This is a genomic window from Saccharopolyspora hordei (genome assembly GCF_013410345.1).
Lineage (GTDB): Bacteria > Actinomycetota > Actinomycetes > Mycobacteriales > Pseudonocardiaceae > Saccharopolyspora > Saccharopolyspora hordei.
In genome coordinates, this window is the sequence record NZ_JACCFJ010000001.1 from 5,084,312 (window position 1) to 5,109,067 (window position 24,756).

Here is a 24,756-nt window from a genome sequence, read left to right on the forward strand (position 1 = left end):
TCCTGCCTCAGTCCTCACAGCGGCGAGGCGCCCCCGCCCCGCCCACGGGTGGCCGTCCCGCCCGTGAGCGGGCGGCCACGGGCGCACGGGTCCTCAGCGGTGCCCGAAGGAGCGGAACCGGGAGAACAGCCCCTGCTTGCTGCCGTTGCCGTTCGCCGTCACGGTCGGCTCCGGCTGGTCCTCGCCGCGCAGCGCGGCCAGCTGCCGCAGCAGCTCCGCCTGGGCCTCGTCGAGCTTGGTCGGCACCACGACGTCCAGGTGCACGTGCAGGTCGCCGTGCCCGCTGACCTTGCCGTTGGAGCGCAGCTTCGGCAGGCCGCGCCCGCTGAGCACGTGCTCGGTGCCGGGCTGGGTGCCGGGTTCGACGGTGATCTCCTCGTACCCGCCGTCGAGGGTCTGCAGCGTCAGCACCGTGCCGAGCGCGGCCGCGGTCATCGGCACCTCGACGGTGCAGTGCAGGTCCGCGCCGTCCCGGGTGAACCGTTCGTGCGGCAGCTCCTCGACCTCGACGAACAGGTCGCCCGCGGGCCCGCCGCCGGGCCCGACCTCGCCCTCACCGGCCAGCCGGACGCGCATGCCGTCGCCGACGCCGGCCGGGATCTTGACCGTGATGGTGCGCCGCGCGCGGACCCGGCCGTCGCCGCCGCACTGCTGGCACGGGTCGGTGATGACCTCGCCGAAGCCGCGGCACACCGGGCACGGGCGGGAGGTCATGACCTGACCCAGGAACGAGCGCTGCACCGACTGCACCTCGCCGCGCCCACCGCAGGTGTCGCAGGTCGAGGGCGCGCTGCCGGCCTTCGAGCCGCCGCCGTCGCAGGCGTCGCAGAGCACCGCCGTGTCCACGGCGATGTCCCGGTTGACGCCGCTGGCGCACTCCTCGAGCGTGAGCTCCAGGCGCAGCAGGGCGTCCGAGCCCGGCTGGACCCGGCTGCGCGGGCCGCGCCCGCCGCCACCGGCCCCGCCGCCGAAGAAGGCGTCCATGATGTCGCCGAGGCCGCCGAAACCGGCGAACGGGTCGCCCATCCCGCCGGCGCCGCCGCCGCTGCTGCTCAGCGGGTCACCGCCGAGGTCGACGACCTGACGCTTCTTCGGGTCCGACAGCACCTCGTAGGCGGTGGTCACCTCGCGGAACCGCTCCTGCGCGGCCTCGTCCGGGTTGACGTCCGGGTGCAATTCCCTCGCGAGCTTGCGGTAAGCCCGCTTGATCTGCTCGGGCGTCGCGTCCCTGGACACGCCGAGGATCGCGTAGTAGTCCCTGGCCACCTTCTCCGTACTTCCCTCTGCTCGATCAACGAGTACAAGCCTGTCCTGCTGGTGACGACATCACCGACCGGCCAGGATCTCACCCACGTACCGGGCCACCGCCCGCACCGCCGCCATGGTGCCCGGGTAGTCCATCCGGGTGGGCCCGACGACGCCGAGCCCTCCCAGCACCATGCCATCTGAACCGTAACCGGTCGAAATCACCGAGGTGGTCTGCATCTCCTTGGCCTCGTTCTCCGACCCGATGCTGACCCGCACGGTGTTGGAGTCGCGCGAGGCGGCGAGCAGCTTGAGCACCACCACCTGCTCCTCCAGCGCCTCCAGCACCTGGCGCAACGAGTTGGGGAAGTCGGCCACGTTGGCGGTCAGGTTCGGTGTGCCGCCGAGCACCATCCGCTCCTCCGGGTGCTCCACCAGCGTGTCGATGAGCACGCTGCACACCCGGACCAGCACGTCGCGCAGTTCCGAGGGGGCCTGGTCCGGCAGCTCGGCGACCGCGGCGGAGGCGTCGGCCAGCCGCTTCTCCGCCATCGCGGAGTTCAGCACGGTGCGCAGCCGGGCCACGTCGTCGTCGGTGATGACGTCGCCCAGGTCGACCATCCGCTGGTCGACCCGCCCGGTGTTGGTGATCACGACGAGCATCAACCGGGCCGGCGTGATGGTGACGACCTCGACGTGCCGGACCGTGGACCGGGTCAGCGTCGGGTACTGCACCACGGCGACGTGGTGGGTGAGCTGCGCCAGCAGCCGCACGCTGCGCCGCATGACGTCGTCGAGGTCCAGCGCGCCCTCCAGGAAGGTGTGGATCGCGCGCCGCTCCGCGCTGGTCAGCGGCTTGATCTCGTGCAGCCGGTCGACGAACAAGCGGTAGCCCTTGTCGGTGGGCACCCGCCCGGCGCTGGTGTGTGGTTGGACGATGAACCCCTCCTCCTCCAGCGCCGCCATGTCGTTGCGGACGGTGGCGCTGGACACGCCCAGGTTGTGGCGATCGACGAGAGCTTTCGACCCCACCGGCTCCTTCGTCGCGACGTAGTCCGCGACGATCGCCCGCAGGACCTCGAACCGGCGTTCATCCGCGTTCACCCGCGCCACCTCCCATTCTCACCCAGCGGCACCTGCCCAGCATCGTGCGCCCAGGCGGAGCCCGGGTACCACCACCGAGTTTACGGTGTGCTCCGCCCGGGACCGAGCTTCGCAGGTCGGCACCGGCACCTCCCGATGGCCGGTCGGCCCCGGTCGGCGCTCCGCGCGGCGGACGGTCGCGGACGGGCCCGCGGTGAGAGGTACCACAGGGGCGGACGGCCACCACCCGCCAGCCGCCGGCGCCCCCGCGCTCAGGCGATGAGGCGCTGGACCACCCCGTCGGCCAGCAGGCGGCCCCGGTCGGTCAGCACGCAGCGACCGGCCGCGAGCGCGGCCCGGTCGAGCAGGCCGTCGGCCACCGCCTCCTCCGCCGCGAGCGCACCGGAGTCGTCGAGCGCGTCCACCGGCAGCCCCTCCGCCAGGCGCAGCTCGAGCATGACCCGCTCGATGCGCTGGTCCTCGCTGCTCAGCCGCTCGCGCCCGGCCGCGGGGGAGGTCCCCGACGCGAGCAGGGCCGCGTAGCGGGCCGGGTGCTTGACGTTCCACCAGCGGACCCCGCCGACGTGGCTGTGCGCGCCCGGTCCGGCGCCCCACCAGTCACCGCCCCGCCAGTAGCCGAGGTTGTGCCGGCAGGCTGCCGCGTCGTCGCGGGCCCAGTTGGACACCTCGTACCAGCCGAGCCCGGCGTCGGCGAGCGTGCGGTCGACGATCTCGTAGCGGTCGGCGAGCACGTCGTCGTCGGGCATCGGCAGCTCGCCGCGGCGGACCTTGCGGGCCATCGCGGTGCCGTCCTCCACGATCAGCGCGTACGCCGAGACGTGGTCCACCCCGGCGCCGAGCACCGCGTCCAGCGAGCGGCGCAGGTCGTCGTCGGTCTCCCCCGGGGTGCCGTAGATGAGGTCCAGGTTGACGTGCTCGAAGCCGGCCGCGCGCGCCTCGCGGGCCGCCGCCACCGCGCGGCCCGGGGTGTGCCGCCGCTCCAGCACCCGCAGCACGTGCTCGGCCGCCGACTGCATGCCGAGCGACACCCGGGTGTAGCCCGCGTCACGGATCGCGGCGAAGAACTCCGGGGAGGTCGACTCCGGGTTGGACTCGGTGGTGACTTCCGCCGCGTCCGCCAGCCCGAAGGTGCCGCGGACCACCGCCAGGACCTCGCCCAGGCGGTCCGCGCCGAGCAGCGACGGCGTGCCGCCGCCGACGAACACCGTCTCCGCCGCGGGCACCGGCGCACCGCCCGCCGACAGCACCCGCGCACCCAGCTCCAGCTCGGCCCGCAGACCGTCCAGCCAGCTGTCGAAGGACGCCGAAGGTCCCAGCTCGTCGGCGGTGTAGGTGTTGAAGTCGCAGTACCCGCAGCGGGTGGCGCAGAAGGGCACGTGGACGTACACGCCGAAGGGCCGCGAACCGAGCCCGGTCAGGGCCTCGGGAGGCAGCGTCCCGTCGGCCGGAGCGGGTTCACCGGTGGGCAGCTGAGCAGGCACACCACCACTGTCTCACCATGCGGATCGGCCTGGACCGAGTGGTGGGCGCGTGGCACGCTCCTTCACATGCGCGCAACATCCTCGACGTTGCTGCTGGTCGCTCGCCGCTACGTGGACCTGCGGCGAGTCTCCAGCGCGCTCTGCCGCGCCACCGTGTGATCCCGCGCTGCTGCACCAGTCCAGTCGGCGCCGGGGCGCCGGGCAGTGCACCGTCCACGACGGGGAGGCCGCGGCGCCGCCGCGCCCGAATCCCGGAGGTCGGACATGGTACCCCCGACGGAAACCGCCACCCGTCCCGCGCGCAAGCGCAAGACCCGCGGTGAGGGTCAGTGGGCGCTCGGCTACCGCGAACCGCTGAACGCCAACGAGCGCTCCAAGAAGGACGACAACCCGCTCAACGTCCGGCAGCGCATCGAGACGATCTACGCCCACCGCGGGTTCGACTCCATCGACCCGGCGGACCTGCGCGGCCGCTTCCGGTGGTGGGGCCTGTACACCCAGCGCGCGCCGGGGATCCCGGGCGCCCGCACCGGCACGATCGAGCCCGAGGAGCTCGACGACCGCTACTTCATGATGCGGGTGCGCATCGACGGCGGCGCGCTGACCACCGAGCAGCTGCGCACGATCGGTGAGGTCTCGCAGACCTACGCGCGCGACACCGCCGACATCACCGACCGGCAGAACGTCCAGCTGCACTGGGTGCGCGTCGAGGACGTGCCGACGATCTGGCAGAAGCTGGAGGGCGTCGGACTGTCCACCACGGAGGCCTGCGGCGACTGCCCGCGCGTGGTGCTGGGTTCGCCGGTGGCGGGCATCGCCGCCGACGAGATCATCGACGCCACCCCGGCGATCGAGCAGATCCGCGAGAAGTTCATCGGGGACCGCTCGCTGTCGAACCTGCCGCGGAAGTTCAAGTCCGCGATCAGCGGTTCGCCGCGCTGGGACACCGTCCCGGAGATCAACGACATCGCGCTGGTCGGCGTGGTGCACCCCGAGCACGGCCCCGGTTTCGACCTGTGGGTCGGCGGTGGCCTGTCCACCAACCCGAAGCTGGCCGTGCGGCTGGGCGCCTGGGTGCCGCTGGACGAGGTCGCCGAGGTGTGGCACGCGGTGGTGCAGATCTTCCGCGACTACGGCTACCGGCGGCTGCGGCACCGGGCCCGGTTGAAGTTCCTGGTCAACGACTGGGGTCCGGAGAAGTTCCGGCAGGTGCTGGAGGACGAGTACCTGGGCCGCGAGCTCGTCGACGGCCCCGCGCCGGAGACGCCGACCGAGGCGCGCGACCACATCGGCGTGCACCCGCAGAAGGACGGCAACTTCTACGTGGGCGTGAAGTCCCCGGCCGGGCGCGTCAGCGGTTCGACGCTGGTGGAGGTGGCCAAGGCCGCCGAGCGCGCCGGGTCGCGGCGGGTGCGCACCACCGTGGAGCAGAACCTGCTCGTCCTGGACGTGCCGGAGTCCGAAGTGGACACCCTGGTCGCCGACCTGGCGGGGCTGGGCCTGCAGGCCGACCCGTCGCCGTGGCGGCGCAGCGTGATGGCCTGCACCGGCATCGAGTTCTGCAAGCTGGCCATCGTGGAGACCAAGGAGCGGGCGATCGCCCTGGTCCACGACCTGGAGGAGCGGCTGGCCGACATCCAGGGCGACATCGACAACCCGGTGACCATCAACCTCAACGGGTGCCCGAACGCCTGCGCCCGCACCCAGGTCGCCGACATCGGCCTGAAGGGCCAGATGGTGCCGGACGGCAACGGCAACCAGGTCGAGGGCTTCCAGGTGCACCTGGGCGGCGGGCTCGGCCTGGACGCCGGGTTCGGCCGGAAGATCCGCGGCCACAAGGTCACCTCCGCCGAGCTCGGCGACTACGTGGAGCGCCTGGTCCGGCGCTACCTGGAGCAGCGCACCGAGGGCGAGCGCTTCGCGCAGTGGGTCGCCCGCGCCGACGAGGACGACCTCAAGTGAGCCAGGCAGGTGGGCGGGCGGCGCCGTTCTACTGCCCGTACTGCGGTGACGAGGACCTGACGCCCGAGGCCGAACCGGCCGGGGCGTGGAAGTGCGAGTCGTGCCTGCGGGTCTTCGCCGTTCGGCTCGTCGGGCTGGCCTTGGGAGGGGATTGACGGAGATGACTGCCGACACCACCACGCAGATCGGCACCCGCCGCAGCGACGAGGAGCTGCGCGCCCTCGTCGAGGAGGCCGCGCCGCGCCTGGCCGAGGCCACCGCGGAGGAAGCGCTGCGCTGGGCCGTGGACACCTTCGGCGACGGGCTGATCGTCGCCTCGAACATGCAGGACGCCGTGCTGGTCGACCTGGCCGCCAAGGCCAAGCCGGGCGTGGACGTGCTGTTCCTGGAGACCGGCTACCACTTCGCCGAGACCCTCGGCACCCGCGACGCGGTGGCGCAGGTCTACGACGTCACCATCGTCAACGCGCGGGCGGAGCAGAGCGTCGCCGAGCAGGACGCCGCCGAGGGGCCGCGGTTGTACGAGCGGGACCCGAACCGGTGCTGCTTCCTGCGCAAGGTGGTGCCGCTGCGCCGCACCCTGGCCCGCTACGAGGCGTGGGTGACGGGCGTGCGCCGGGTGGAGGCGCCGACCCGCGCGAACACCCCGATCGCCACCTGGGACGAGCGCAACGGGCTGGTCAAGGTCAACCCGCTGGCGGCCTGGTCGGACGACGACGTGCAGCGCTACGTCGTGGAGCACGGCGTGCTGGTCAACCCGCTGGTGCCTGCCGGTTACCCGTCGATCGGGTGCCAGCCCTGCACCAGCAAGCCGGCCCCGGGCGCCGACCCGCGCAGCGGCCGCTGGGCGGGCACCAGCAAGACCGAGTGCGGACTGCACGGCTGACATCCTTGGGAGGGGACATGACCGCTATCGATGCCGAGGTCGAGCTGCCGGGCGATCCGCAGACCGACGCGCCGCCGCAGGTGGACAACCTGGACGCGCTGGAGTCCGAGGCGATCCACGTCTTCCGGGAGGTCGCCGGGGAGTTCGACCGCCCGGTGATCCTGTTCTCCGGCGGCAAGGACTCCACGGTGCTGGTGCACCTGGCGCTCAAGGCGTTCCGGCCGGCGCCCGTGCCGTTCCCGCTGCTGCACGTCGACACCGGGCACAACTTCCCGGAGGTGCTGGCGTTCCGCGACGAGCTCGCCTCCCGGCACGGGCTGCGGCTGGTGGTGGCGTCGGTGCAGGAGTACATCGACGACGGGCGGCTGCAGGAGCGCCCGGACGGCACCCGCAACCCGCTGCAGACCACGCCGCTGCTGGACGCGATCTCGGAGAACAGGTTCGACGCGGTCTTCGGCGGTGGCCGCCGCGACGAGGAGCGGGCCCGCGCCAAGGAGCGGATCTTCAGCCTGCGCAACGCGTTCGGCCAGTGGGACCCGCGGCGCCAGCGGCCCGAGCTGTGGAACCTGTACAACGGCCGGCACCGTCCGGGCGAGCACGTGCGGGTGTTCCCGCTGTCCAACTGGACCGAGCTGGACATCTGGCGCTACATCCAGCGGGAGAAGATCGAGCTGCCGGAGATCTACTACGCGCACCGCCGGGAGGTGTTCCAGCGGGACGGCATGTGGCTGACCTCCGGACCGTGGGGCGGCCCGCGTGACGGCGAGGTGCCGGTGGTCAAGACGGTCCGCTACCGCACGGTCGGCGACGGGTCGTGCACCGGCGCGGTGGAGTCCGAGGCCTACACGGTGGACGACGTGATCGCCGAGGTCGCCGCCAGCCGGTTGACCGAGCGCGGCGCCACCCGCGCCGACGACCGCCTCTCCGAAGCCGCGATGGAAGACCGCAAGCGCGAGGGCTACTTCTGACCCCACCGGCCGGGGGTGCCAGGTCCGGTGACCGGCACTCCGTCCGATGTGGACGGCCAGGTCCCGACAGGACCGCCGCCCGAGCACTCTCCGACGTCCGCTCCTCAGCCAGGATTGGGTTCCCCGCATGACCGAGACCACCACCCGCACCGCTCCCGACAGCGGCACCGAGGTGACCTTGCCGGTGCAGACCGACCAGCTGCGGTTGGCCACCGCGGGGTCCGTCGACGACGGCAAGAGCACCCTGGTCGGGCGGTTGCTGCACGACACCAAGTCGGTCCTGGCCGACCAGCTGGACGCCGTGCACCGCGCCAGCGCTGACCGCGGCCTGGCCACCCCGGACCTGTCGCTGCTGGTCGACGGGCTCCGCGCGGAGCGCGAGCAGGGCATCACCATCGACGTGGCCTACCGCTACTTCGCCACGCCGAAGCGCTCGTTCGTGCTGGCCGACACCCCGGGGCACGTGCAGTACACCCGCAACACGGTCACCGGTGCCTCGACGGCGCAGCTGGCGGTGCTGCTGGTCGACGCCCGCAACGGCGTCGTCGAGCAGACCCGGCGGCACGCCGCGGTGCTGGCGCTGCTGGGTGTGCCGCAGCTGGTGCTGGCGGTCAACAAGATCGACATGGTGGACTTCGACGAGGCGGTGTTCACCCGCATCGCCACCGAGTTCACCGAGCACGCCCGCGCGCTGGGCTACCGGTACGGCACCGTGGTGACCATCCCGGTCTCCGCGCTGCACGGCGACAACGTGGTGGAGCGCTCGGCGAACACCCCGTGGTACGAGGGCCCGTCGCTGCTGGAGCACCTGGAGCAGGTCCCGGTGGCGCCGGACCCGCACGACGCGCCGTTCCGGCTGCCGGTGCAGTACGTGATCCGCCCGCGCACCGCGGAGCACCCGGACTACCGGGGCTACGCGGGCCAGGTCGCGGCCGGGGTCGTCGCCGAGGGCGACGAGGTCGTGGTGCTCCCCGCCGGGGTGCGCACCCGCGTGTCCAAGGTGGACACCCCGAACGGCCCGCAGCCGAAGGCCGCCGCCGGGCACTCGATCACGCTGCTGCTCGAGGACGACGTGGACGTCTCGCGCGGTGACCTCATCGCCGCCGCGGACTCCGCCCCGGAGCTGACCGACGAGCTCGACGCCACGGTGTGCTGGCTGGCTGAGAAGCCGCTCAAGCCGGGCGCCAAGGTGCTGGTGAAGCACGGCACGCGCACCGTGCAGGCCCTCGTCACCGAGCTGTCGGCCCGCTTCGACGAGCAGGAGCTGTCCAGTGTGGACAGCCCGGACGCGTTGCAGCTCAACGAGATCGGCCGGGTGCAGGTGCGCACCGCGGAGCCGCTGCCGGTGGACGCCTACGCGGACAGCCGCCGCACCGGTTCGTTCCTGGTGATCGACCCCGCCGACGGGACCACGCTGGCCGCGGGCCTGATCGGGGTCCCGCTGGCGCCGTTCGCAGCGGGATGACCATGACACCTCCCCTGGTGGCCGTCGCCCACGGCAGCCGCGACCCGCGCTCGGCCGCGACCGTCCACGCCCTGCTGGACGTGGTGCGCGCCAAGCGGCCGGACCTCGACGTGCGCGCGGCCTTCCTGGACCTGTCGGCACCGCGCGTGGGCGACGTGCTCAGCGCGGTGCACGGCGACGGCCACGACACGGCGGTGGTCGTCCCGCTGCTGCTGGGCCGCGCGTTCCACGCCCGCGTGGACGTCCCGGCGGCGGTGGCCGAGGCGCACCGCCGCTCCCCGCGCTTCCAGGTGCACGTCTCCGACGTCCTGGGCCCGGACCCGCGCCTGGACGCCGCGGCCTGGCGGCGCTTGCTCGACGCCGGGGCCGATCCCCGCGACCCGGAGCTCGGCGTCCTGGTGGCCGCGGCGGGTTCCTCGCACGCCCCGGCGAACCAGCTGGTCGCCGACGTCGCGGAGCGCTGGCGGGCGGCGACGGCCTGGTCCGGCGCGGTGGCGACCTTCGCGGCGGCGGCCGAGCCCACCGTGCCGGCGGCGATCGAGGAGCTGCGCGCCCGGGGCGCCCGCCGCATCGCCGTCGCCTCCTGGTTCCTGGCGCCCGGCCTGCTGCCGGACCGGATCACCGCCCAGGCCCGCGACCACGCCGAGGACCCGCTCATCGCGGAGCCGATGGCCGACGACGACAACCTCGCGGACCTGGTCCTGGCCCGCCACGCGGAAGCCCTCGCCGACGCCCAGGCGCACCTGCCGGCCGCCCTGTGACCGGTTCGCCACGACCGATCACCCGGTCGCGGGAGCGCGCTGGTCTGAAGGGGTGGGTTGCTGAGCAAATCTCGTCAATCCGCGCCGCCCGCACAACGCGCGCGGCATCATGACGCACGTGTCCACCAGCTGGGTGCACGATGACCGGCAGCGACCCGGAACACCCCGACATCCCAGGTCGCTGCCGGACCCGCACTCCCCGCGTCCGCGGGACGCGGCATGATCTCGCAGCCCCACTTCATCGCGCGGGTGCGCGTCGAGCACGCCCGCGGCGAGCGCGACCGGTCGTGCCACTTCTTCCCACTGCCGACCGGAGGCACCACGCCGCCCGTGCTGCGGGCCTACTGCGGGTTCACCATCCAGCCCGGTCAGGCCGAGTCCCTCGACGCGCCCACCGGCATGCCCTGCCTCGGCTGCCTGATGGCCGCCGCCCTGTCCTCCTGACCCCGCCGTGGGCCGGGTGGCCTGCTGATCCCCGACAACAGTGAGTTGTTCTTGCGAAGACTAAACTTCACCCCATGTGGCCATGAGAGAGTGTGCAGTCAGCGTCTAGGCGGGGAACCGGCCGCTCTTCGTGTTCGTCGGACTCGCCAGACCCGCGCTATCGAGTGACCGCCGGGGTGTGGGGGCGTTCAATGCAAGGCTGGAAGAGGAGTCGGGGACAACAGCGCGAGATGAACACGACGCAGCAGCCGAATCGACCGGTCATCACGCCGGCGATGCGGGAACAGGCCCTCAAGCAGCCCAACACCTGGCTGTACGTGGTCGACCCGATCTTCACCGACCCGAACGCCGAAGTGCCGCCGTGGGGGTTCATCGGCGGCTACCGCGTCGACGAGAACGGCGAGATCACCGACGACTTCTCCCCCAACCCGAACTACCGGCCGTCCCCGGTCGCGCTGCGGCTGCCCGCGCCGACCAACGACGTCGAGCGCGCCCTCCAGCTGACCACCACCGGCTACGCGCAGGGCCACACGCTGCTGACGGCCATGCTGGACGCCGAGCTGATCCTGTTCGCGCAGCCGCAGGGCAGCGGCCTGTTCACGATGGAGCACGAGTCGGGGCGCAGACAGCTCCAGGTCTTCACCTCCGAGAGCTTCCTCCCGCCGAACTGGACGACCTGGCAGCGGATGACCGGTCGCCAGCTGGCCGCGCTCAACCCGACGGGCATCGACATCCAGGTCAACCCGACCAGCCCGGTCAAGGCGCGAGTGCCCGCCGAGGACCTGGTCAAGGCCGCCGCCGCGGTACCGCCGAAGGCCCCCGGCACGCCGCTGCAGTCCCCGCCCACCGGCACCCCGACGCCCGCACCGACCTCTCCGCCCAACGGCACCCCGGCAGCCGCCGCGCCCCAGACCACGCCCGCCGTCACGCCGGCGCCCGCTCCCCCGTCCCCGCCGAACGGCACCCCGGTGCCGAGCGGGGGCGCGCCGGTCGAGCAGCCCGCGCCCGCGCAGGCCGATCCGACCGAGACCGAGTTCGGCCGCCGCTTCCTGGGCTCGGTGCTGGCCGGCGCCATCGGGGACGCGCTGGGCGCGCCGGTGGAGTTCTACCCGGTGGACCAGATCCGCAGCCGCTTCGGCGCGATGGGGGTCACCGAGTACGACCGCACCGGTGACCAGCCGGGCGAGTTCACCGACGACACCCAGATGACGCTGTTCACCCTGGAAGGCCTGATCCGCGGGCACATCGCGGTCCGGGCCGGGGCGAACAGCCCGCTGCCCGCTGTCCAGCTGGCCTACCAGCGCTGGCTGCACACCCAGGGCTACGCGTGGATGCGGGCGGCCGGTCCGTTCGCCATCAGCCACCCCAAGCCGAACGGCTGGCTGGTCGAGCAGCGGGACCTGTTCGCGGTGCGCTCGCCGAACAGCAGCTGCATCACCGCGCTGCGCGAGTTCGCCTCGGTCGGCGCGCCCGGCACCTTCGACCGGCCGATCAACGACTCGCCCGACTGCGGCGGCGTGGTGCGCGCGGCCCCGGTGGCGCTGTGGTCCGAGGACCCCGAGGAGGTCTTCGAGCTCGCCGCCGCCACCGCGGCGCTGACCTACTCGCAGCCCAACGGCTACCTGCCCGCCGGGGTGCTGGCGGTGATCGTGCACCGGTTGCTGCGCGAGGCGACCATCGAGGACGCCGTGCGGCAGGCCCGCGAACTGCTGGTGCGGTACGCCGACCACGAGGACACCGACCGCGCGCTGCAGGCCGCCGTGGACCTCGCCCAGCGGGGCAAACCGACGCCCGAGCAGCTCAAGGACACCCTCGGCGGCGGCTGGGCCGGGCACGAGGCGCTGGCGATCGCGGTGTGCGCGGCGCTGAGCACCGACAGCGTCGCCGCCGCCCTCATGGTCGCGGTCAACCACTCCGGCGACAGCGACTCGACCGCGTCGATCTGCGGCAACATCGTCGGTGCCCGCTACGGCGCCCCGGCGCTGCCCGGCGTCTGGCTGCGCGACCTCAAGCAGCGGGAGGTCGTCGAGGCCCTCGTCAAGGACGCGTTGCTGGAGTTCGGCCCCACCCCGCCGAGCGGGGAGGCCTGGGCCGCGCGGTACCCGGCCGCCAAGGACGTCTCCGACCTCGACTTCACCTCCACCCTCCCGCTCGCCGGGGAGGAGCCCGCCAGGCCGGCGGAACCGGCCGCCGAGGAGCCGGGAGGAGCCGCGGACGACAGCGGAGAAGGGGCTCCGGAGTCCAGCGAGAGCACGGACCCCACCGAGGAACCGGCCACCGACGACGCCGCGGAGGAACCGGCGGACGAGGAACCCGCTGCGGCGACCACGGACCCCGAGCCCACCGCCGAGGTCCCGGCCCCGCAACCCGCCGCCGCGGCGGACGACCCGCGCGCGCAGCGGATCCTGGGCTTCCTGCTCGGCGGGGCGGCCGGGGACGCCCTCGGCTACCCGATCGAGGACGACTCGCTGCAGGAGATCCGCCGCAAGTACGGCCCGGCCGGGCTGACCGACTACGTCGACGCGCACCGCCCCGGCGGTTCGGTCAGCGACGAGACCCAGATGACGCTGTTCACCCTGGAAGGGCTCATCCGGGCGAGCATCCGGCGTCGGCTGTTCGGCGAGAACGAACCGGCCACCCAGGTGCAGCACGCCTACCAGCGGTGGCTGCACACCCAGGGCTTCGACTGGCGGGACGCCGGCGGCCCGCTGGCCGCCACCCCGCCGGACGGCTGGCTGATCCAGCAGAAGGGCCTGTTCGTCCGCCGCGCCCCGGGCACCACCTGCATCCAGGCGCTGCACGGCTACGCCCACGGCGCACCGCAGGGCTCGTTCAGCAACCGGCTCAACGACGCCAAGGGCTGCGGCGGCGTGATGCGCGCGGCCCCGGCCGGGCTGTGGTCGTCCGACCCCGCCGAGGTGTTCCGGGTCGGCGCGATGACCGCGGTGCTCACGCACGGCGACCCGACCGGCTACCTGCCGGCCGGTGCGCTGGCGGTGGTCGTCCAGCAGCTGCTGGAGGGCCGTTCGCTGCCGGAGTCGGTGGACCGCGCGCTCACCGAACTGTCCACGTGGGACGGGCACGAGGAGACCTCCGCTGCGCTGCGGGCGGCCATCGAGCTCGCCGCCGCGGGTGCCCCGACCCCGGAGCAGATCGAGGAGGCCATCGGCGAAGGCACCTCGGGCGGGCAGGCGCTGGCGATCGCGGTGTGCGCGGCGCTGGTCCACCCGCAGTCGTTCGCCGACGCGGTGGTGCTGGCCGCCAACCACTCCGGCGACAGCGACTCCACCGCGGCGATCTGCGGCAACGTCATGGGCGCCGCGCTGACCGCGGAGGCGGTCCCGCAGACCTGGCGCGACAAGCTGGAGCTGCGGGAGGTCATCGAGCAGATCGCCGCCGACGCGATCCGCGAGTTCGGCCCGAACCCGCCGAGCGGGGACGAGTGGCTGGAGCGCTACCCGATCGGCGAGGCCGAGCAGGGCGCCGCCGAGCCGGGGGCCGAGGACGCTGCCGAGGAGGAGGCCGAGCCCCAGGAGGAGGACGTCGAGCACGCCGCGCCCGAGGCCGCCCCCGAGCAGGCGGCGGAACCGGAGCCGGCGACCGACCCCGAGCCCGCCAGGGGACCGGAGGCGGTCGCCGAGCCGGAGGCCCCGGTCGCCGAGCAGCCGTCCGAGCCGGCCGCTGCCACCGAGCAGCCGCCCGCCCCCGCCGAACCGGCGGCCGCTGCCGAGGAGCCCGAGGACGCCGACGACGACGGGCTGTCCGAGGAAGAGCTGCGACTGCTCGCCGCCTGGCGCAAGTTCCGCGACAACGAGGACGGCAACTCCGCGGACCTCACCCAGGACCTGCACAAGCTGCTCGTCGAGGCCTTCGGTCCGGAGCGCGCGGCGCAGCTCATCGGCGAGGCCACCGAGGAGGAGGCGGCGGAGGGCGAACTGGTCACCGAGGACCAGGTGATGATCAGCCGCGAGCAGCGGGTCGCCGGGTGCGTGCTGGGCACCGCGGTCGGCGACGCGCTCGGCGCGCCCTGGATGTTCGCCGACCTGAGCACGATCCTGCGCGAGAACCCGGAAGGCGTCCGCACCATGGCCGAAGCGTTCGGCAAGCGGGCGGCCGCCACCGCGCACGGGCAGCAGACCGCGTTCGTCCTCGACGGGCTCATCCGCTCCCGGATCCGCTCGGTGCTGCGCGGGGTCAGCGCGCACCGGCCGTCGATGGTGCGCGGTTCGCTGCTGCACTGGATGCACACCCAGGGCGTGAAGCTGCGCAGCGGTGTCTTCCAGCTCGGGGTGCTCGCCGAGACCGAGGTCCTGCACGCGCAGCGGTTCCCGGACGAGGCGACGCTGACCGCGCTGGCCCGCTTCTCCGACCGCCGCGAGGTCCCGACCCCGAGCAACCCGCCGAACTCCGCGCGCACCACCGCGGCCGTCGTGCGCGGCGCCGCGGTCGGCTTCGAGTTCACCTCCCCGCAGGACGCGATCATCCAGGGCGCGGAGATCGCCGCGGTGACCCACGGCCACCCCGACGGCTACCTGTCCGCCGGGGCGCTGGCCGGGCTGGTGTGCTCGCTGCACAACGGGCAGACGCTCATCGACGCCGTGCACGCGGTGCTCGCCGAGCTGGACCAGATGGAGGTCGCCGAGGGCATCACGCAGGGCCTGCGCTCGGCGGTCGAGATCGTCGGCAGCGGCCGGGTCTCCCCCACCCGCTTCGAGGAGCTGGGCCTGGGCTGGAACGCGCCGGAAGCGCTGGCGATCGGTGTCGCGGCCGCCCTGGCGCACCCGAACTCCTTCGCCGACGCGGTCTCGCTGGCGGCCACCCACTCCGGCAACACCGCGGCCACCGCGGCGATCTGCGGCAGTCTGCTCGGCGCGGCCCGCGGCACCGAGCAGATCCCCGCCGAGTGGCTCGAGGAGCTGGAGCTGCGGGAGGTCCTCACCCAGCTGGTCACCGACCACCACCGGGCGCACACCGAGATCGCCACCGACCAGGCGGTGCCCGACTGGGCACAGCGCTACCTCGGATAGCCGCGTGGGCGGATCCCGGTTGGACGACTCGGAGCGGGCGCTGCTGGCCGCGTGGCGCGCGGCCCGCACGGCGGACCGCCGCGACCCGGTGGAGCAGCGGCTGCTGGAGACCTGGCGGCGGTGGCGGGAACGCCCCGCCACCCAGCCGCTGTGGGCCACCGCGCTGCGGCACCGGCTCAGCGGTGGATCACCGCCGGTGCCCGCCACGGGGTTGGCCGACCGCAGCGGTCCGATCCCGGACGCGCCCGGACGGGTGCTGGGCATGCTGCTGGGCGGCGCGGTGGGCGAGTTCGTCGCCCTCGGCGAGGTCGGGCAGCGCACCAGCGCCCTGCTCTTCGCGCTGGAGGGCCTGATCCGCGCGCACACCCGGGCGCGCGCGTCGGGCGACGGCGACCCGGTCGCCTTCGCGCTCGGCGGCCTGCGGCGCTGGATGCACACCCGGGGCGTCCCGTGGGCGGACTGCGGCACCGAGATCGCCCACCCGAACGGCTGGCTGGTCCGGGAACGGGCGCTGCACTCCTCGCGCGTCGACGAGCCGACGATGCTCTCCGCGCTGTCCCGCGTCGCCGCCGGGCAGCCGGCCGGGACGCGGAAGCACCCGATCACCAGCTCCGACTCCGCCACCGCCGTGCCGCTGGGCGCGCTCGCGGCCCTGTGGTCGGGCGACCCGGGCACGGTGTTCGCGCTGGGCGGTGACTTCGCCGCCCTCACCCACGGGCACGTCCACGGCCACACCCCGGCCAGCGTGCTCGGCACCTCGGTGCTGTGGCTGCTGCGCGGGCACCCGCTGGAGGCGTCGCTGCGCCAGGGGATCGCCAGTTGGCAGTCGGCCCGCGCCACCCTCGGGCACGCGCTGCGGCTCGGCCGCATCAGCCCCGCCGGTGCCCACCCCGGTCCGGATCACCTCGACGCGATGCAACCCGGCCGCAGCGGGCTGGCCGCGCTGGCGGTCGCGGTGCGGGTGGCCGTGGCGTGCGAGGACGACTTCGGCACGGCCGTGCGCGCGGCGAGCGACCACAGCGGGGACACCGCGAGCGCCGCGGTGCTGTGCGGGCAGCTGCTCGGCGCGCGGCACGGCCCGACCGCCATCCCGGCCGAGCTGCGCGACGCGCTGCCGATCACGCCGCTGGTGGAGCGGATCGCCACCGACGCGGCGACCGAGTTCGGGCCCTACCCGGACGAGTCCGACGACTGGGAGCGCCGCTACCCGACCACCGAGGCCACCGGGACGACACCGTCCACTGCGGACTACCGGACCGGGCTGACCGCGGTCCCCCGGCTGGCGGCCTCGCGCGACCGGTTCCTGGGCGCGGTGCTGGGCTGCGCGATCGGCGAGGCCCTCGGCATCCCGGTGGCCGGCGACAGCTGGGAGGAGATCCGCGCCCGGCACGGGGCCGACGGCCTGACCGACTACGTCCCCGCCGGCCACCCCTCCGGGCGCCTCGGCAGCGACACCCAGCTGCTGCTGTTCACGCTCGAGGGCACGATCCGCGCCAGCGTCAGCCGCCGCACCGCAGGCACCACCGACCCGACGCGGCACGTCCAGCACGCCTACCAGCGCTGGCTGCACACCCAGCACCTGAGCTGGCCGCGCGCGGCGGGCGAGTTCCTGGGCACCGCCCCGGAACCGGACGGGTGGCTGGTCCAGCAGCGGGCGCTGTTCCAGACCCGCAACCCGGGCCGGACGATGATGCGCACGCTGATCGCCTTCGCCAAGGGCCAGCAGCCGATGGGCACCCCGGAGCGACCGGCCAGCGACTCGGCGGGCAGCAGCGCGCTCGTCCGGGCGGTGCCGGTGGCCCTGTGGAGCAGCGACCCGGCCGAGGTGTTCGACATCGGGATGCGCACCGCAGTGCTCACCCACGGCCACCCGACGGCCCGGCTGAGCACGGGGGCGCTGGCGTTCCTGGTGTCGCGGCTGCTCGCCGGGGAAGCCCTGGCCGGCGCCGTGGAGGAGGTGCTGGACCAGCTCTCCGGGCGCTCCGGGCACGAGGAGGTCACCCGGCGGATCGGTGCGGCGGTGCGGCTGGCCCGCGCCGGCCGGGTGGCACCGACGGACCTCGAACGCGCCCTCGGCACCGGGGCGACCGCGGCGGAGTCGCTGGCCATCGGACTGCACGCGGCGCTGGTCGGCGACGGCGACCTCGACACCGCGCTGCCGGTGGCGGTGAACCACTCCGGCGGCAGCGCGACGACCGGCGCGGTCTGCGGCAGCCTCGTCGGCGCGGTCGCCGGGGCGCGGCGCATCCCGGAGCGCTGGACGGACGACCTGGAGCTGCACGACGTGATCGAACGCCTCGCGCACGACGCGGTCCTGGAGTTCGGTCCCCGCCCACCGGCCTGGGGCGACCGCTACCCGCCCACCTGACGGCCGGCCGCGCGAGACCTGGATCACTGGCCCGGCCGTGGCCGGCGCGGTTAACGTGCCTGCCATGGAAGAACTCGTGCACCTCGGCGTGGCCGACGGCGTCGCCACGCTCACCCTGGACTCACCGCACAACCGCAACGCGCTCTCCGCCCAGCTGCGCGAGGAGCTGCGCGAGCACCTGGCGACCGCGGTCGCCGACGACGCGGTGCGCGTGGTCGTCCTGGACCACACCGGGCCGGTGTTCTGCGCCGGGATGGACCTCAAGGAGTCGCGCTCGGCTGACGCCGAGAGCCAGGGCGTGCAGGAGTTCCCGGCGATCCTGGAGCAGATCTGGACCAGCCCGAAGCCGGTCGTGGCCAAGCTGGCCGGCCCGGCCCGCGCCGGCGGGGTGGGCATCGTCGCGGCCTGCGACATCGCCGTCGCGGTGGACACCGCCACGTTCGCCTTCTCCGAGGTCCGCATCGGCGTGGTGCCCGCGGTGATCTCGGTGACCGTGCTGCCCCGGCTGGCCGCCCGCCAGGCGCACGAGCTGTTCCTCACCGGCGAGACCTTCGACGCCCGGCGCGCCGCCGAGATCGGCCTGGTCAACTCGGCGGTGCCCGCCGAGCAGCTGGACGCGGAGGTCAAGCGCTACACCGACATGCTCGCCCTGGGCGGCCCGAAGGCCCTGGCGGCGACCAAGGAGATGCTCACCGCCCGACGCCCGGCGGCGATGGACGAGGCGTTCGGGCAGATGCTCGAGCTGTCCGCCGAGCACTTCGCGGGCGAGGAGGGCCAGGAGGGCATGCGGGCCTTCGCCGAGAAGCGCAAGCCGTCCTGGGTCCCGGACGCCCTGAAGTGACTCAGGGGCCCGCCCGCCGTGGCAGCTGGCAGCGGCGGGCGCGGCCCGGTCAGTCCTTGGTCAGGACCGAGGTGAAGGTGCGCCCGCAGACCGGGCGCTCCGCCGCGTCGCGCAGCACGGCGTTGATCTTGTTGAAGGCCTTGGGGTCGTGCTCGGCCAGGGCCTGCGACCCGGACCAGACCAGCACGTGCTCGCCCTCGTCGAGCCAGGACAGGTCGGTCAGGCAGTCGTAGAGGGCGTCGAGGTTGCGCCCGGCCCACTCCGGGAAGTTCAGCACGGCCGCGATGCCGTCCAGCGTCGTGCGCTTGTTGACCAGCTCATGACCGTCGAGGACGTGCACGGTCGCACCGCGCTGCTCAGCTTCCCGGACGGCCTCGCGAGCCGTGATGTCGGCGGAGTGGCGTTCCACCTCGCTCACCGGCTGCTCCTTCCGCACCCTGCTGGCCCATCTCGTAGCAAACATGGCACTCAACCCGTGGTGTCGACAACCACGAACGTCTCGTAGTGATCGCTGGTGTAGTAAAGCTCAGACCGGTCGCCGGTGACCAGCCGTCGGGCCCCGCGATCGCGGGAACCCGGGGTCGGAACGGTGTACTCGTGGTAGTAGCCCGGGTCCGCCTCGGGCAGGACGCCCTCGCGGTTGCCGAAGACCGAGCCGTCCTTGTCCGGGTACGGGAACGGACCACCGCGCTGGATCAGCTCCCACGTCCGGCCGACCTCCGGCGGGAGCGTGGAGAGCCGCTCGATCGGCAGACCGGACTCGGCGCCGGGCACCGCAGCGGCCGGCCGGCTGCCGGTCGGCAGGGTGTCGGGGGTGGCGTAGTCGCGGACGAACCAGCCGATGACGACGAGAGCGATGAGCCCGACCAGCGCCGTCGAGATGCGCTTGCGCGAGCTCACGCCGTCTCCTTCCGGCGCCGGGCGGGTCCGCCGTCGCGGCGGCCGACCGGGGGCTCGGCGTCACGCACCCGGGTCAGCTTCGCTCCGAGACCGTCGATCCCCCGGTCGATCACGCGGGCCAGGCCCCAGCACAGCGGCAGCAACACGGCGAACACGAGCGTCACCTGCAGTGGGTAGGGCAACTGCACGAGCCACAGCTCGACGCCGTCGTACCACTCGACAAGCCACTCCAACACAAGGCGCCAGGGTACGCCCGGTCCGGTGGCGCGTTGCGCCGCCCCGCCCCTGCCGAGCGGCGCTGCGCGCCCGCTCGGGGCCCCGGCACGCACCACCCCGCGCCGCGCGCCAGCCCACCCGACCGGGGGACGGCGTCGACGGGGGTCAGTACGCGGCAGACCCCCGGTGGCGCCAGGCCACCGGGGGTCGTCGTGCGCGGCCGTGCGCTCAGGCGCCGGAGTGCTCGCGGATGGACTTGATGATCGCGCCGAAGTCGAGGTCGCCGCCGCCCTCCTCGGTGAACCGGCGGTAGAGCTCGGTGGCCAGCCGGCCGATCTGGATGTCGGTGCCGCTCTGCTCGGCCGCCGAGCTGGCCAGCCGCAGGTCCTTGAGCATGAGCGAGGCGGCGAACCCGGGCTCGTAGTCGTGGTTGGCGCGGCTGGTCTCCACCAGGTCCGGCACCGGGCAGTTCGTGGTCAGCGCCCAGCACTGGCCGGTGGAGATCGACGCGACGTCGTACAGCGCCTGGTGCGACAGGCCGAGCCGCTCGCCGAGCACGAAGGCCTCGCTCACCGCCACCATGGAGGCCCCCAGGATGAGGTTGTTGCACATCTTGGTGACCTGCCCGTTGCCGGGCCCGCCGCAGTGGACCACCTTGCGCGCCATCGGTTCCAGCAGCGGTTCGGCGCGGCGGAAGTCCTCCTCCGAGCCGCCCACCATGAACGTCAGCGTGCCCGCCTCGGCGCCGGCCGTGCCGCCGGACACCGGAGCGTCGATGGACCCGAAGCCGGCCTTCTCCGCCCGCTCGTGCGCCTCCCGCGCGTCCGCCACGTCCACAGTGGACGAATCGATCAGCAGGGCGCCGGGTTCGGCCGCGGCCAGCACCTCGTCGTAGCACTCCAGCACGTGCTTGCCGCTGGGCAGCATGGTGATCACCGCCTCGGCGCCGGTGACCGCCTCGGCCACCGACCCCACGGTGGTCACGCCACGCCGGGCGGCGGCCTCCAGCGCAGCCGGGATCAGGTCGTAGCCCTGCACGGTGTGCCCGGCCCCGACGAGGTTCGCCGACATCGGACCGCCCATGTGGCCCAGCCCGATGAAACCGATGACAGCCATTGTCACAACCTTTCTGCGCTGGATGATCCCGTCCGCGGCCGACTCGGGGTCAGCCGAAGAGCTCCGGCTCGTCCGCGGTCGGCGCGAAGAACTCCGCCACCCGCGCGTCGTCCACCTCGGACAGCGTCGCGGGCGACCACCGCGGGTTGCGGTCCTTGTCGACGAGGGTCGCCCGCACCCCCTCGACGAAGTCCCCGATCCGCACGCACGCCATGGCCAGCCGGTACTCCTGCGCCAGCGCCTCCTCCAGGGAGGAGTAGCCGCTGCGCAGCGCCTTGAGCGTGACCTTCAGCGAGGTCGGCGACTTCTGCTCGATCGTCTCGGCGGCCTGGCGGGCCGCGTCCTCCGGCCGCTCGCGCAGGCGCCGCAGGACCTCCTCGACGGTGTCCGCCGAGTAGGCCGCGTCGATCCACTCCCGCTCCGCGGCCAGCGGCGCCTCCGGGGCGGGCTCGGCGTACTTGCGCAGCACCTCGTCGACCGCTCCGCTGGAGAGCGCGTCGACCAGCTCGGGCAGGTTCGCGCTCGGCACGTAGTGGTCCGCCATGCCGCAGAGCACCGCGTCGGCCCCGCCGACCGGGGCGCCGGTCAGCGCCAGGTGCGTGCCGAGCTCGCCGGGCGCGCGGGAGAGCAGGTAGGTGCCGCCGACGTCCGGGATGAACCCGATGCCGACCTCCGGCATGCCGACCTTGGAGCGCTCGGTGACCACCCGGTGCGACCCGTGCGCGGTGATGCCGACGCCGCCGCCCATGCAGATGCCGTCCATGACCCCCACCACCGGCTTCGGGTAGCGGGAGAGCGCGGAGTTGAGCCGGTACTCCTCGGTCCAGAAGGCGGCGGGCAGCGACTCGTCACCGGCCTTGGCCGCGTCGTGCAGCGCGCGGACGTCACCGCCCGCGCACAGCCCGCGCTCCCCCGCCCCGTCGATCAGGACCGCGGTGATGTGCTCCGCGGTGCGCCACTGCTCGATGGCCTCGGACATCGCCCGCACCATCCCCAGCGTCAGCGAGTTGAGCGCCTTGGGGCGGTTGAGCGTGATCCGTCCGAGCGAGCCCTGTTCGCGGACCAGGACCTCGGGTTCCGTCATGAAGCAACTCCAGGTGTCTCGTGCGCGCGGCCCTCCGCGCCCCCACCGGGGCCTCGCGGACCACCGGACCGCGCCGGTGCACCGGACCGTGTCCCGGGCCTCGCGGCTCAGCCGTCCAGCAGGCTCCGGGAGACGATCAGGCGCATGATCTCGTTGGTGCCTTCCAGGATCTGATGCACCCGCAGGTCGCGGACGATCTTCTCCAAGCCGTACTCGGCAAGGTAGCCGTAACCACCGTGGATCTGAAGTGCCTCGTTGGCCACCGCGAACCCGGTGTCGGTGGCCAGCCGCTTGGCCATCGCGCAGAACCGGGTGGCCATCGGGTCGCCGGCGTCCAGCGCGCAGGCCGCCCGCCACAGCAGCAGCCGGGCGGCCTCCAGCTCGGTGGCCATGTCGGCGAGCTTGAACCGCAGCGCCTGGAAGTCGCTGATCTTGGCGCCGAACTGGGTGCGTTCCCGCACGTAGCCGAGGCTCTTGTCGAGCGCGGTCTGCGCCCCGCCCAACGAGCACGCGCCGATGCTGAGCCGTCCCCCGTCCAGACCGGTCATCGCGATGCGGAAGCCGATGCCCTCCTCGCCGAGCCGCTGGTCGGCGGGCACCCGGACGCCGTCGAAGACCACCTGCCGGGTGGGCTGGGCGTTCCAGCCCATCTTCTTCTCGTTCGCCCCGAACGACAGCCCCGGCGAATCGCGCTCGACCACGAACGTGGAGACGCCCTTCGGCCCCTCCTCGCCGGTGCGGGCCATCACCACGTAGACGTCCGAGGAGCCCCCGCCGGAGATGAACTGCTTGACGCCGGTGAGCACGTAGTCGTCACCGTCGCGGACCGCGCGGGTCTGCAACCCGGCCGCGTCCGAACCGGCACCCGGCTCGGTGAGGCAGTAGCTGGCCAGGTGCTCCATCGAGCACAGCCGCGGCAGCCAGCGGGCGCGCTGCTCGTCGGTGCCGAAGCGGTCGATCATGCCCGCGCACATGTTGTGGATGGAGATGTAGGCGGCGATCGACGGGTCGCCGCTGGCCAGCGCCTCGAAGATGAGCACCGAGTCGAAGCGGCTGAGACCGCTGCCGCCGACGGACTCGTCGACGTAGACCCCGCCCATGCCGAGCTCCCCGGCCAGCCGCAACGTCTCCACCGGGAAGTGCTTGGCCTGGTCCCACTCGACGGCGTGCGGGGCGAGCTGCTCGGCGGCGAACTCCCGCGCGGTGTCCCGGATCGCGCGCTGGTCGTCGGTGAGCTCGAACGGCGACACCGGGCCGGCTACCGCTGCAACGGACACGTCCTCTCCTTCGCGTTCGGCGGTCTCCCCCGAGACCGCCACCTGCGGCGCTGGCGGCGCCCCGCACGGGGCGCCGCCGACCGCCCGGTGTCAGTGCATGGTCGGGATGGTGAAGCTGGCGCCCTCCTTCAGCCCGGAGGGCCAGCGCGAGGTGACCGTCTTGGTCTTGGTGTAGAAGCGGATCGAGTCCGGGCCGTGCTGGTTGAGGTCGCCGAAGCCGGAGCGCTTCCAGCCACCGAAGGTGTGGTAGGCGATGGGCACCGGGATCGGCACGTTCACGCCGACCATGCCGGTGTTGACGCGGGAGACGAACTCACGGGCCGCGTCGCCGTCCCGGGTGAAGATCGCCACGCCGTTGCCGTACTCGTGCTCGCTGGGCAGCCGCACCGCCTCGTCGTAGTCGGCGGCGCGCACCACCGACAGCACCGGCCCGAAGATCTCCTCGCGGTAGATCCGCATCTCCGGGGTGACGTGGTCGAACAGCGAGGCACCGAGGAAGAAGCCGTCCTCGTGCCCGGCGAGCGTGAAGTCGCGCCCGTCGACCAGCAGCTGCGCGCCCTCCTCGACACCCGTGCCGATGAGGTCCAGGACCCGCTGCCGGGCCTGCGCGGTGACCAGCGGGCCGAAGTCGGCGTCCTCGTCGAAGCTGGTGCCGATCTTGAGCCGGTTCACCCGCTCGACCAGCTTCTCGACCAGCGCGTTCGCGGTGGCCTCACCGACCGGCACGGCCACCGAGATGGCCATGCACCGCTCCCCCGCCGAGCCGTAGCCGGCGCCGACGAGCGCGTCGGCGGCCTGGTCGAGGTCCGCGTCGGGCATCACGATCAGGTGGTTCTTGGCGCCGCCGAAGCACTGCGCGCGCTTCCCGTGGGCGGCCGCGGTCGCGTAGATGTACTCCGCGATCGCCGAGGAGCCGACGAACCCGACCGCCTGGATGCGCGGCTCGGTGAGGATGGCGTCCACCGCGGTCTTGTCGCCGTTGACCACGTTGAAGATCCCCGGCGGCAGCCCCGCCTCGATGAACAGCTCGGCCAGCCGCAGCGGCACGGAGGGGTCCCGCTCGGAGGGCTTGAGCACGAAGGCGTTGCCGCAGGCGATGGCCGGTGCGGCCTTCCACAGCGGGATCATCGCCGGGAAGTTGAACGGCGTGATGCCGGCGACCACGCCCAGCGGCTGGCGCAGCGAGTACACGTCGATGCCGGTGCCGACGCTCTCGCTGTACTCGCCCTTGAGCAGGTGCGGGATGCCGACGGCGAACTCGACGACCTCGAGGCCGCGCTGGATGTCGCCCTTGGCGTCGGCGACGGTCTTGCCGTGCTCGGAGGCCAGCAGCCGGGCGAGCGAGTCCATCTCGTCGTTGACCAGCTGCAGGAACCGCATGAGCACCCGCGCCCGCTTCTGCGGGTTCTGCGCGGCCCAGGCCGGTTGCTCCTCGGCGGCGTTGTCGACCGCCGCCGCGACCTCCTCCGCCGAGGCCAGCGGGACCCGGGCCTGCACCTGCCCGGTGTTGGGGTCGAACACGTCACCGAAGGAGCCTGACGTCCCCGCGACGCGCTTGCCGCCGATGAAGTGCTCCAGCTCGTTGGTCATCTCGCTCCGCACCTTCCGCCG

21 protein-coding genes are annotated in these 24,756 nt (G+C 73.5%); 11 read left to right on the forward strand and 10 right to left on the reverse strand.

From position 1 onward, the window contains the following. Positions 1 to 93: 93 nt before the first annotated feature. The 3 genes from dnaJ to hemW all read right to left on the reverse strand — a co-directional run bounded on the left by dnaJ (position 94) and on the right by hemW (position 3,830). Positions 94 to 1,266 carry a molecular chaperone DnaJ gene (gene dnaJ, locus HNR68_RS23315; protein WP_179723876.1) on the reverse strand — a complete coding sequence of 391 codons (1,173 nt, stop codon included), beginning with the start codon at positions 1,264 to 1,266 and terminating at the stop codon, positions 94 to 96. Positions 1,267 to 1,326: 60 nt separating this feature from the next. Continuing rightward, the gene (gene hrcA / locus HNR68_RS23320) at positions 1,327 to 2,349 is read right to left on the reverse strand and encodes a heat-inducible transcriptional repressor HrcA (protein ID WP_343050352.1); all 1,023 of its coding nucleotides are present in this window, start codon (positions 2,347 to 2,349) and stop codon (positions 1,327 to 1,329) included. A 251-nt stretch (positions 2,350 to 2,600) separates the two neighbouring features. Next, positions 2,601 to 3,830: a radical SAM family heme chaperone HemW gene (gene hemW, locus HNR68_RS23325; protein ID WP_179723878.1), complete on the reverse strand. Its 1,230-nt coding sequence runs from the start codon at positions 3,828 to 3,830 to the stop codon at positions 2,601 to 2,603. A 66-nt stretch (positions 3,831 to 3,896) separates the two neighbouring features. Here hemW and HNR68_RS27500 point away from each other — a divergent pair, with 66 nt between their 5' ends. The 11 genes from HNR68_RS27500 (at position 3,897) to HNR68_RS23375 (ending at position 18,552) form a co-directional block, all read left to right on the forward strand. Beyond that, a complete protein-coding gene (locus tag HNR68_RS27500; protein ID WP_343050353.1) occupies positions 3,897 to 3,989 on the forward strand; it encodes a putative leader peptide in 93 nt (30 codons plus the stop codon). 105 nt (positions 3,990 to 4,094) lie between these two features. Continuing rightward, positions 4,095 to 5,792, forward strand: coding sequence for a nitrite/sulfite reductase (locus tag HNR68_RS23330; protein ID WP_179723879.1), 1,698 nt, complete (start codon positions 4,095 to 4,097; stop codon positions 5,790 to 5,792). After that, positions 5,789 to 5,947, forward strand: coding sequence for a hypothetical protein (locus HNR68_RS23335; protein ID WP_179723880.1), 159 nt, complete (start codon positions 5,789 to 5,791; stop codon positions 5,945 to 5,947). Before HNR68_RS23330 ends, HNR68_RS23335 begins: the two co-directional genes overlap by 4 nt. Positions 5,948 to 5,952: 5 nt before the next feature. Continuing rightward, positions 5,953 to 6,678, forward strand: a complete 726-nt coding sequence (locus HNR68_RS23340) for a phosphoadenylyl-sulfate reductase (protein WP_179723881.1) — start codon at positions 5,953 to 5,955, stop codon at positions 6,676 to 6,678. A 17-nt stretch (positions 6,679 to 6,695) separates the two neighbouring features. Continuing rightward, positions 6,696 to 7,646 carry a sulfate adenylyltransferase subunit CysD gene (gene cysD, locus HNR68_RS23345; RefSeq protein WP_246330521.1) on the forward strand — a complete coding sequence of 317 codons (951 nt, stop codon included), beginning with the start codon at positions 6,696 to 6,698 and terminating at the stop codon, positions 7,644 to 7,646. Positions 7,647 to 7,773: 127 nt separating this feature from the next. Then, positions 7,774 to 9,111, forward strand: coding sequence for a sulfate adenylyltransferase subunit 1 (locus HNR68_RS23350; protein WP_179723882.1), 1,338 nt, complete (start codon positions 7,774 to 7,776; stop codon positions 9,109 to 9,111). A 2-nt stretch (positions 9,112 to 9,113) separates the two neighbouring features. Next, entirely contained in the window at positions 9,114 to 9,872 is a 759-nt protein-coding gene (locus HNR68_RS23355) for a sirohydrochlorin chelatase (protein WP_179723883.1), read from the forward strand. A gap of 219 nt (positions 9,873 to 10,091) precedes the next feature. Further along, positions 10,092 to 10,316, forward strand: a complete 225-nt coding sequence (locus tag HNR68_RS23360) for a hypothetical protein (protein WP_179723884.1) — start codon at positions 10,092 to 10,094, stop codon at positions 10,314 to 10,316. Positions 10,317 to 10,546: 230 nt separating this feature from the next. Further along, the gene (locus tag HNR68_RS23365) at positions 10,547 to 15,343 is read left to right on the forward strand and encodes a type VII secretion system-associated protein (protein WP_179723885.1); all 4,797 of its coding nucleotides are present in this window, start codon (positions 10,547 to 10,549) and stop codon (positions 15,341 to 15,343) included. 19 nt (positions 15,344 to 15,362) lie between these two features. Beyond that, positions 15,363 to 17,711 (forward strand): ADP-ribosylglycohydrolase family protein, encoded by a 2,349-nt coding sequence (locus HNR68_RS23370; RefSeq protein WP_218888405.1) that lies wholly within the window; start codon positions 15,363 to 15,365, stop codon positions 17,709 to 17,711. Positions 17,712 to 17,775: 64 nt separating this feature from the next. Continuing rightward, positions 17,776 to 18,552, forward strand: a complete 777-nt coding sequence (locus HNR68_RS23375) for an enoyl-CoA hydratase family protein (protein ID WP_179723887.1) — start codon at positions 17,776 to 17,778, stop codon at positions 18,550 to 18,552. 49 nt (positions 18,553 to 18,601) lie between these two features. On the opposite strand, the gene HNR68_RS23380 is transcribed toward HNR68_RS23375, so the two are convergent. The 7 genes from HNR68_RS23380 to HNR68_RS23410 form a co-directional block, all read right to left on the reverse strand. After that, positions 18,602 to 18,970 carry a barstar family protein gene (locus HNR68_RS23380; protein WP_343050356.1) on the reverse strand — a complete coding sequence of 123 codons (369 nt, stop codon included), beginning with the start codon at positions 18,968 to 18,970 and terminating at the stop codon, positions 18,602 to 18,604. A gap of 50 nt (positions 18,971 to 19,020) precedes the next feature. Further along, complete coding sequence (locus HNR68_RS23385) at positions 19,021 to 19,452, reverse strand: ribonuclease domain-containing protein (RefSeq protein ID WP_179723889.1); 432 nt, start codon at positions 19,450 to 19,452, stop codon at positions 19,021 to 19,023. Then, positions 19,449 to 19,688 (reverse strand): hypothetical protein, encoded by a 240-nt coding sequence (locus HNR68_RS23390; protein WP_179723890.1) that lies wholly within the window; start codon positions 19,686 to 19,688, stop codon positions 19,449 to 19,451. The genes HNR68_RS23385 and HNR68_RS23390 overlap by 4 nt, the downstream gene beginning before the upstream one ends. Positions 19,689 to 19,896: 208 nt before the next feature. Then, entirely contained in the window at positions 19,897 to 20,784 is an 888-nt protein-coding gene (gene mmsB / locus HNR68_RS23395; protein ID WP_179723891.1) for a 3-hydroxyisobutyrate dehydrogenase, read from the reverse strand. A 49-nt stretch (positions 20,785 to 20,833) separates the two neighbouring features. Beyond that, positions 20,834 to 21,868 carry an enoyl-CoA hydratase/isomerase family protein gene (locus tag HNR68_RS23400; RefSeq protein ID WP_179723892.1) on the reverse strand — a complete coding sequence of 345 codons (1,035 nt, stop codon included), beginning with the start codon at positions 21,866 to 21,868 and terminating at the stop codon, positions 20,834 to 20,836. A gap of 107 nt (positions 21,869 to 21,975) precedes the next feature. Continuing rightward, on the reverse strand, positions 21,976 to 23,145 hold the full coding sequence (locus HNR68_RS23405) for an acyl-CoA dehydrogenase family protein (protein ID WP_179723893.1): 1,170 nt from the start codon (positions 23,143 to 23,145) through the stop codon (positions 21,976 to 21,978). A 90-nt stretch (positions 23,146 to 23,235) separates the two neighbouring features. Further along, entirely contained in the window at positions 23,236 to 24,735 is a 1,500-nt protein-coding gene (locus tag HNR68_RS23410; protein WP_179723894.1) for a CoA-acylating methylmalonate-semialdehyde dehydrogenase, read from the reverse strand. Positions 24,736 to 24,756 lie beyond the last annotated feature (21 nt).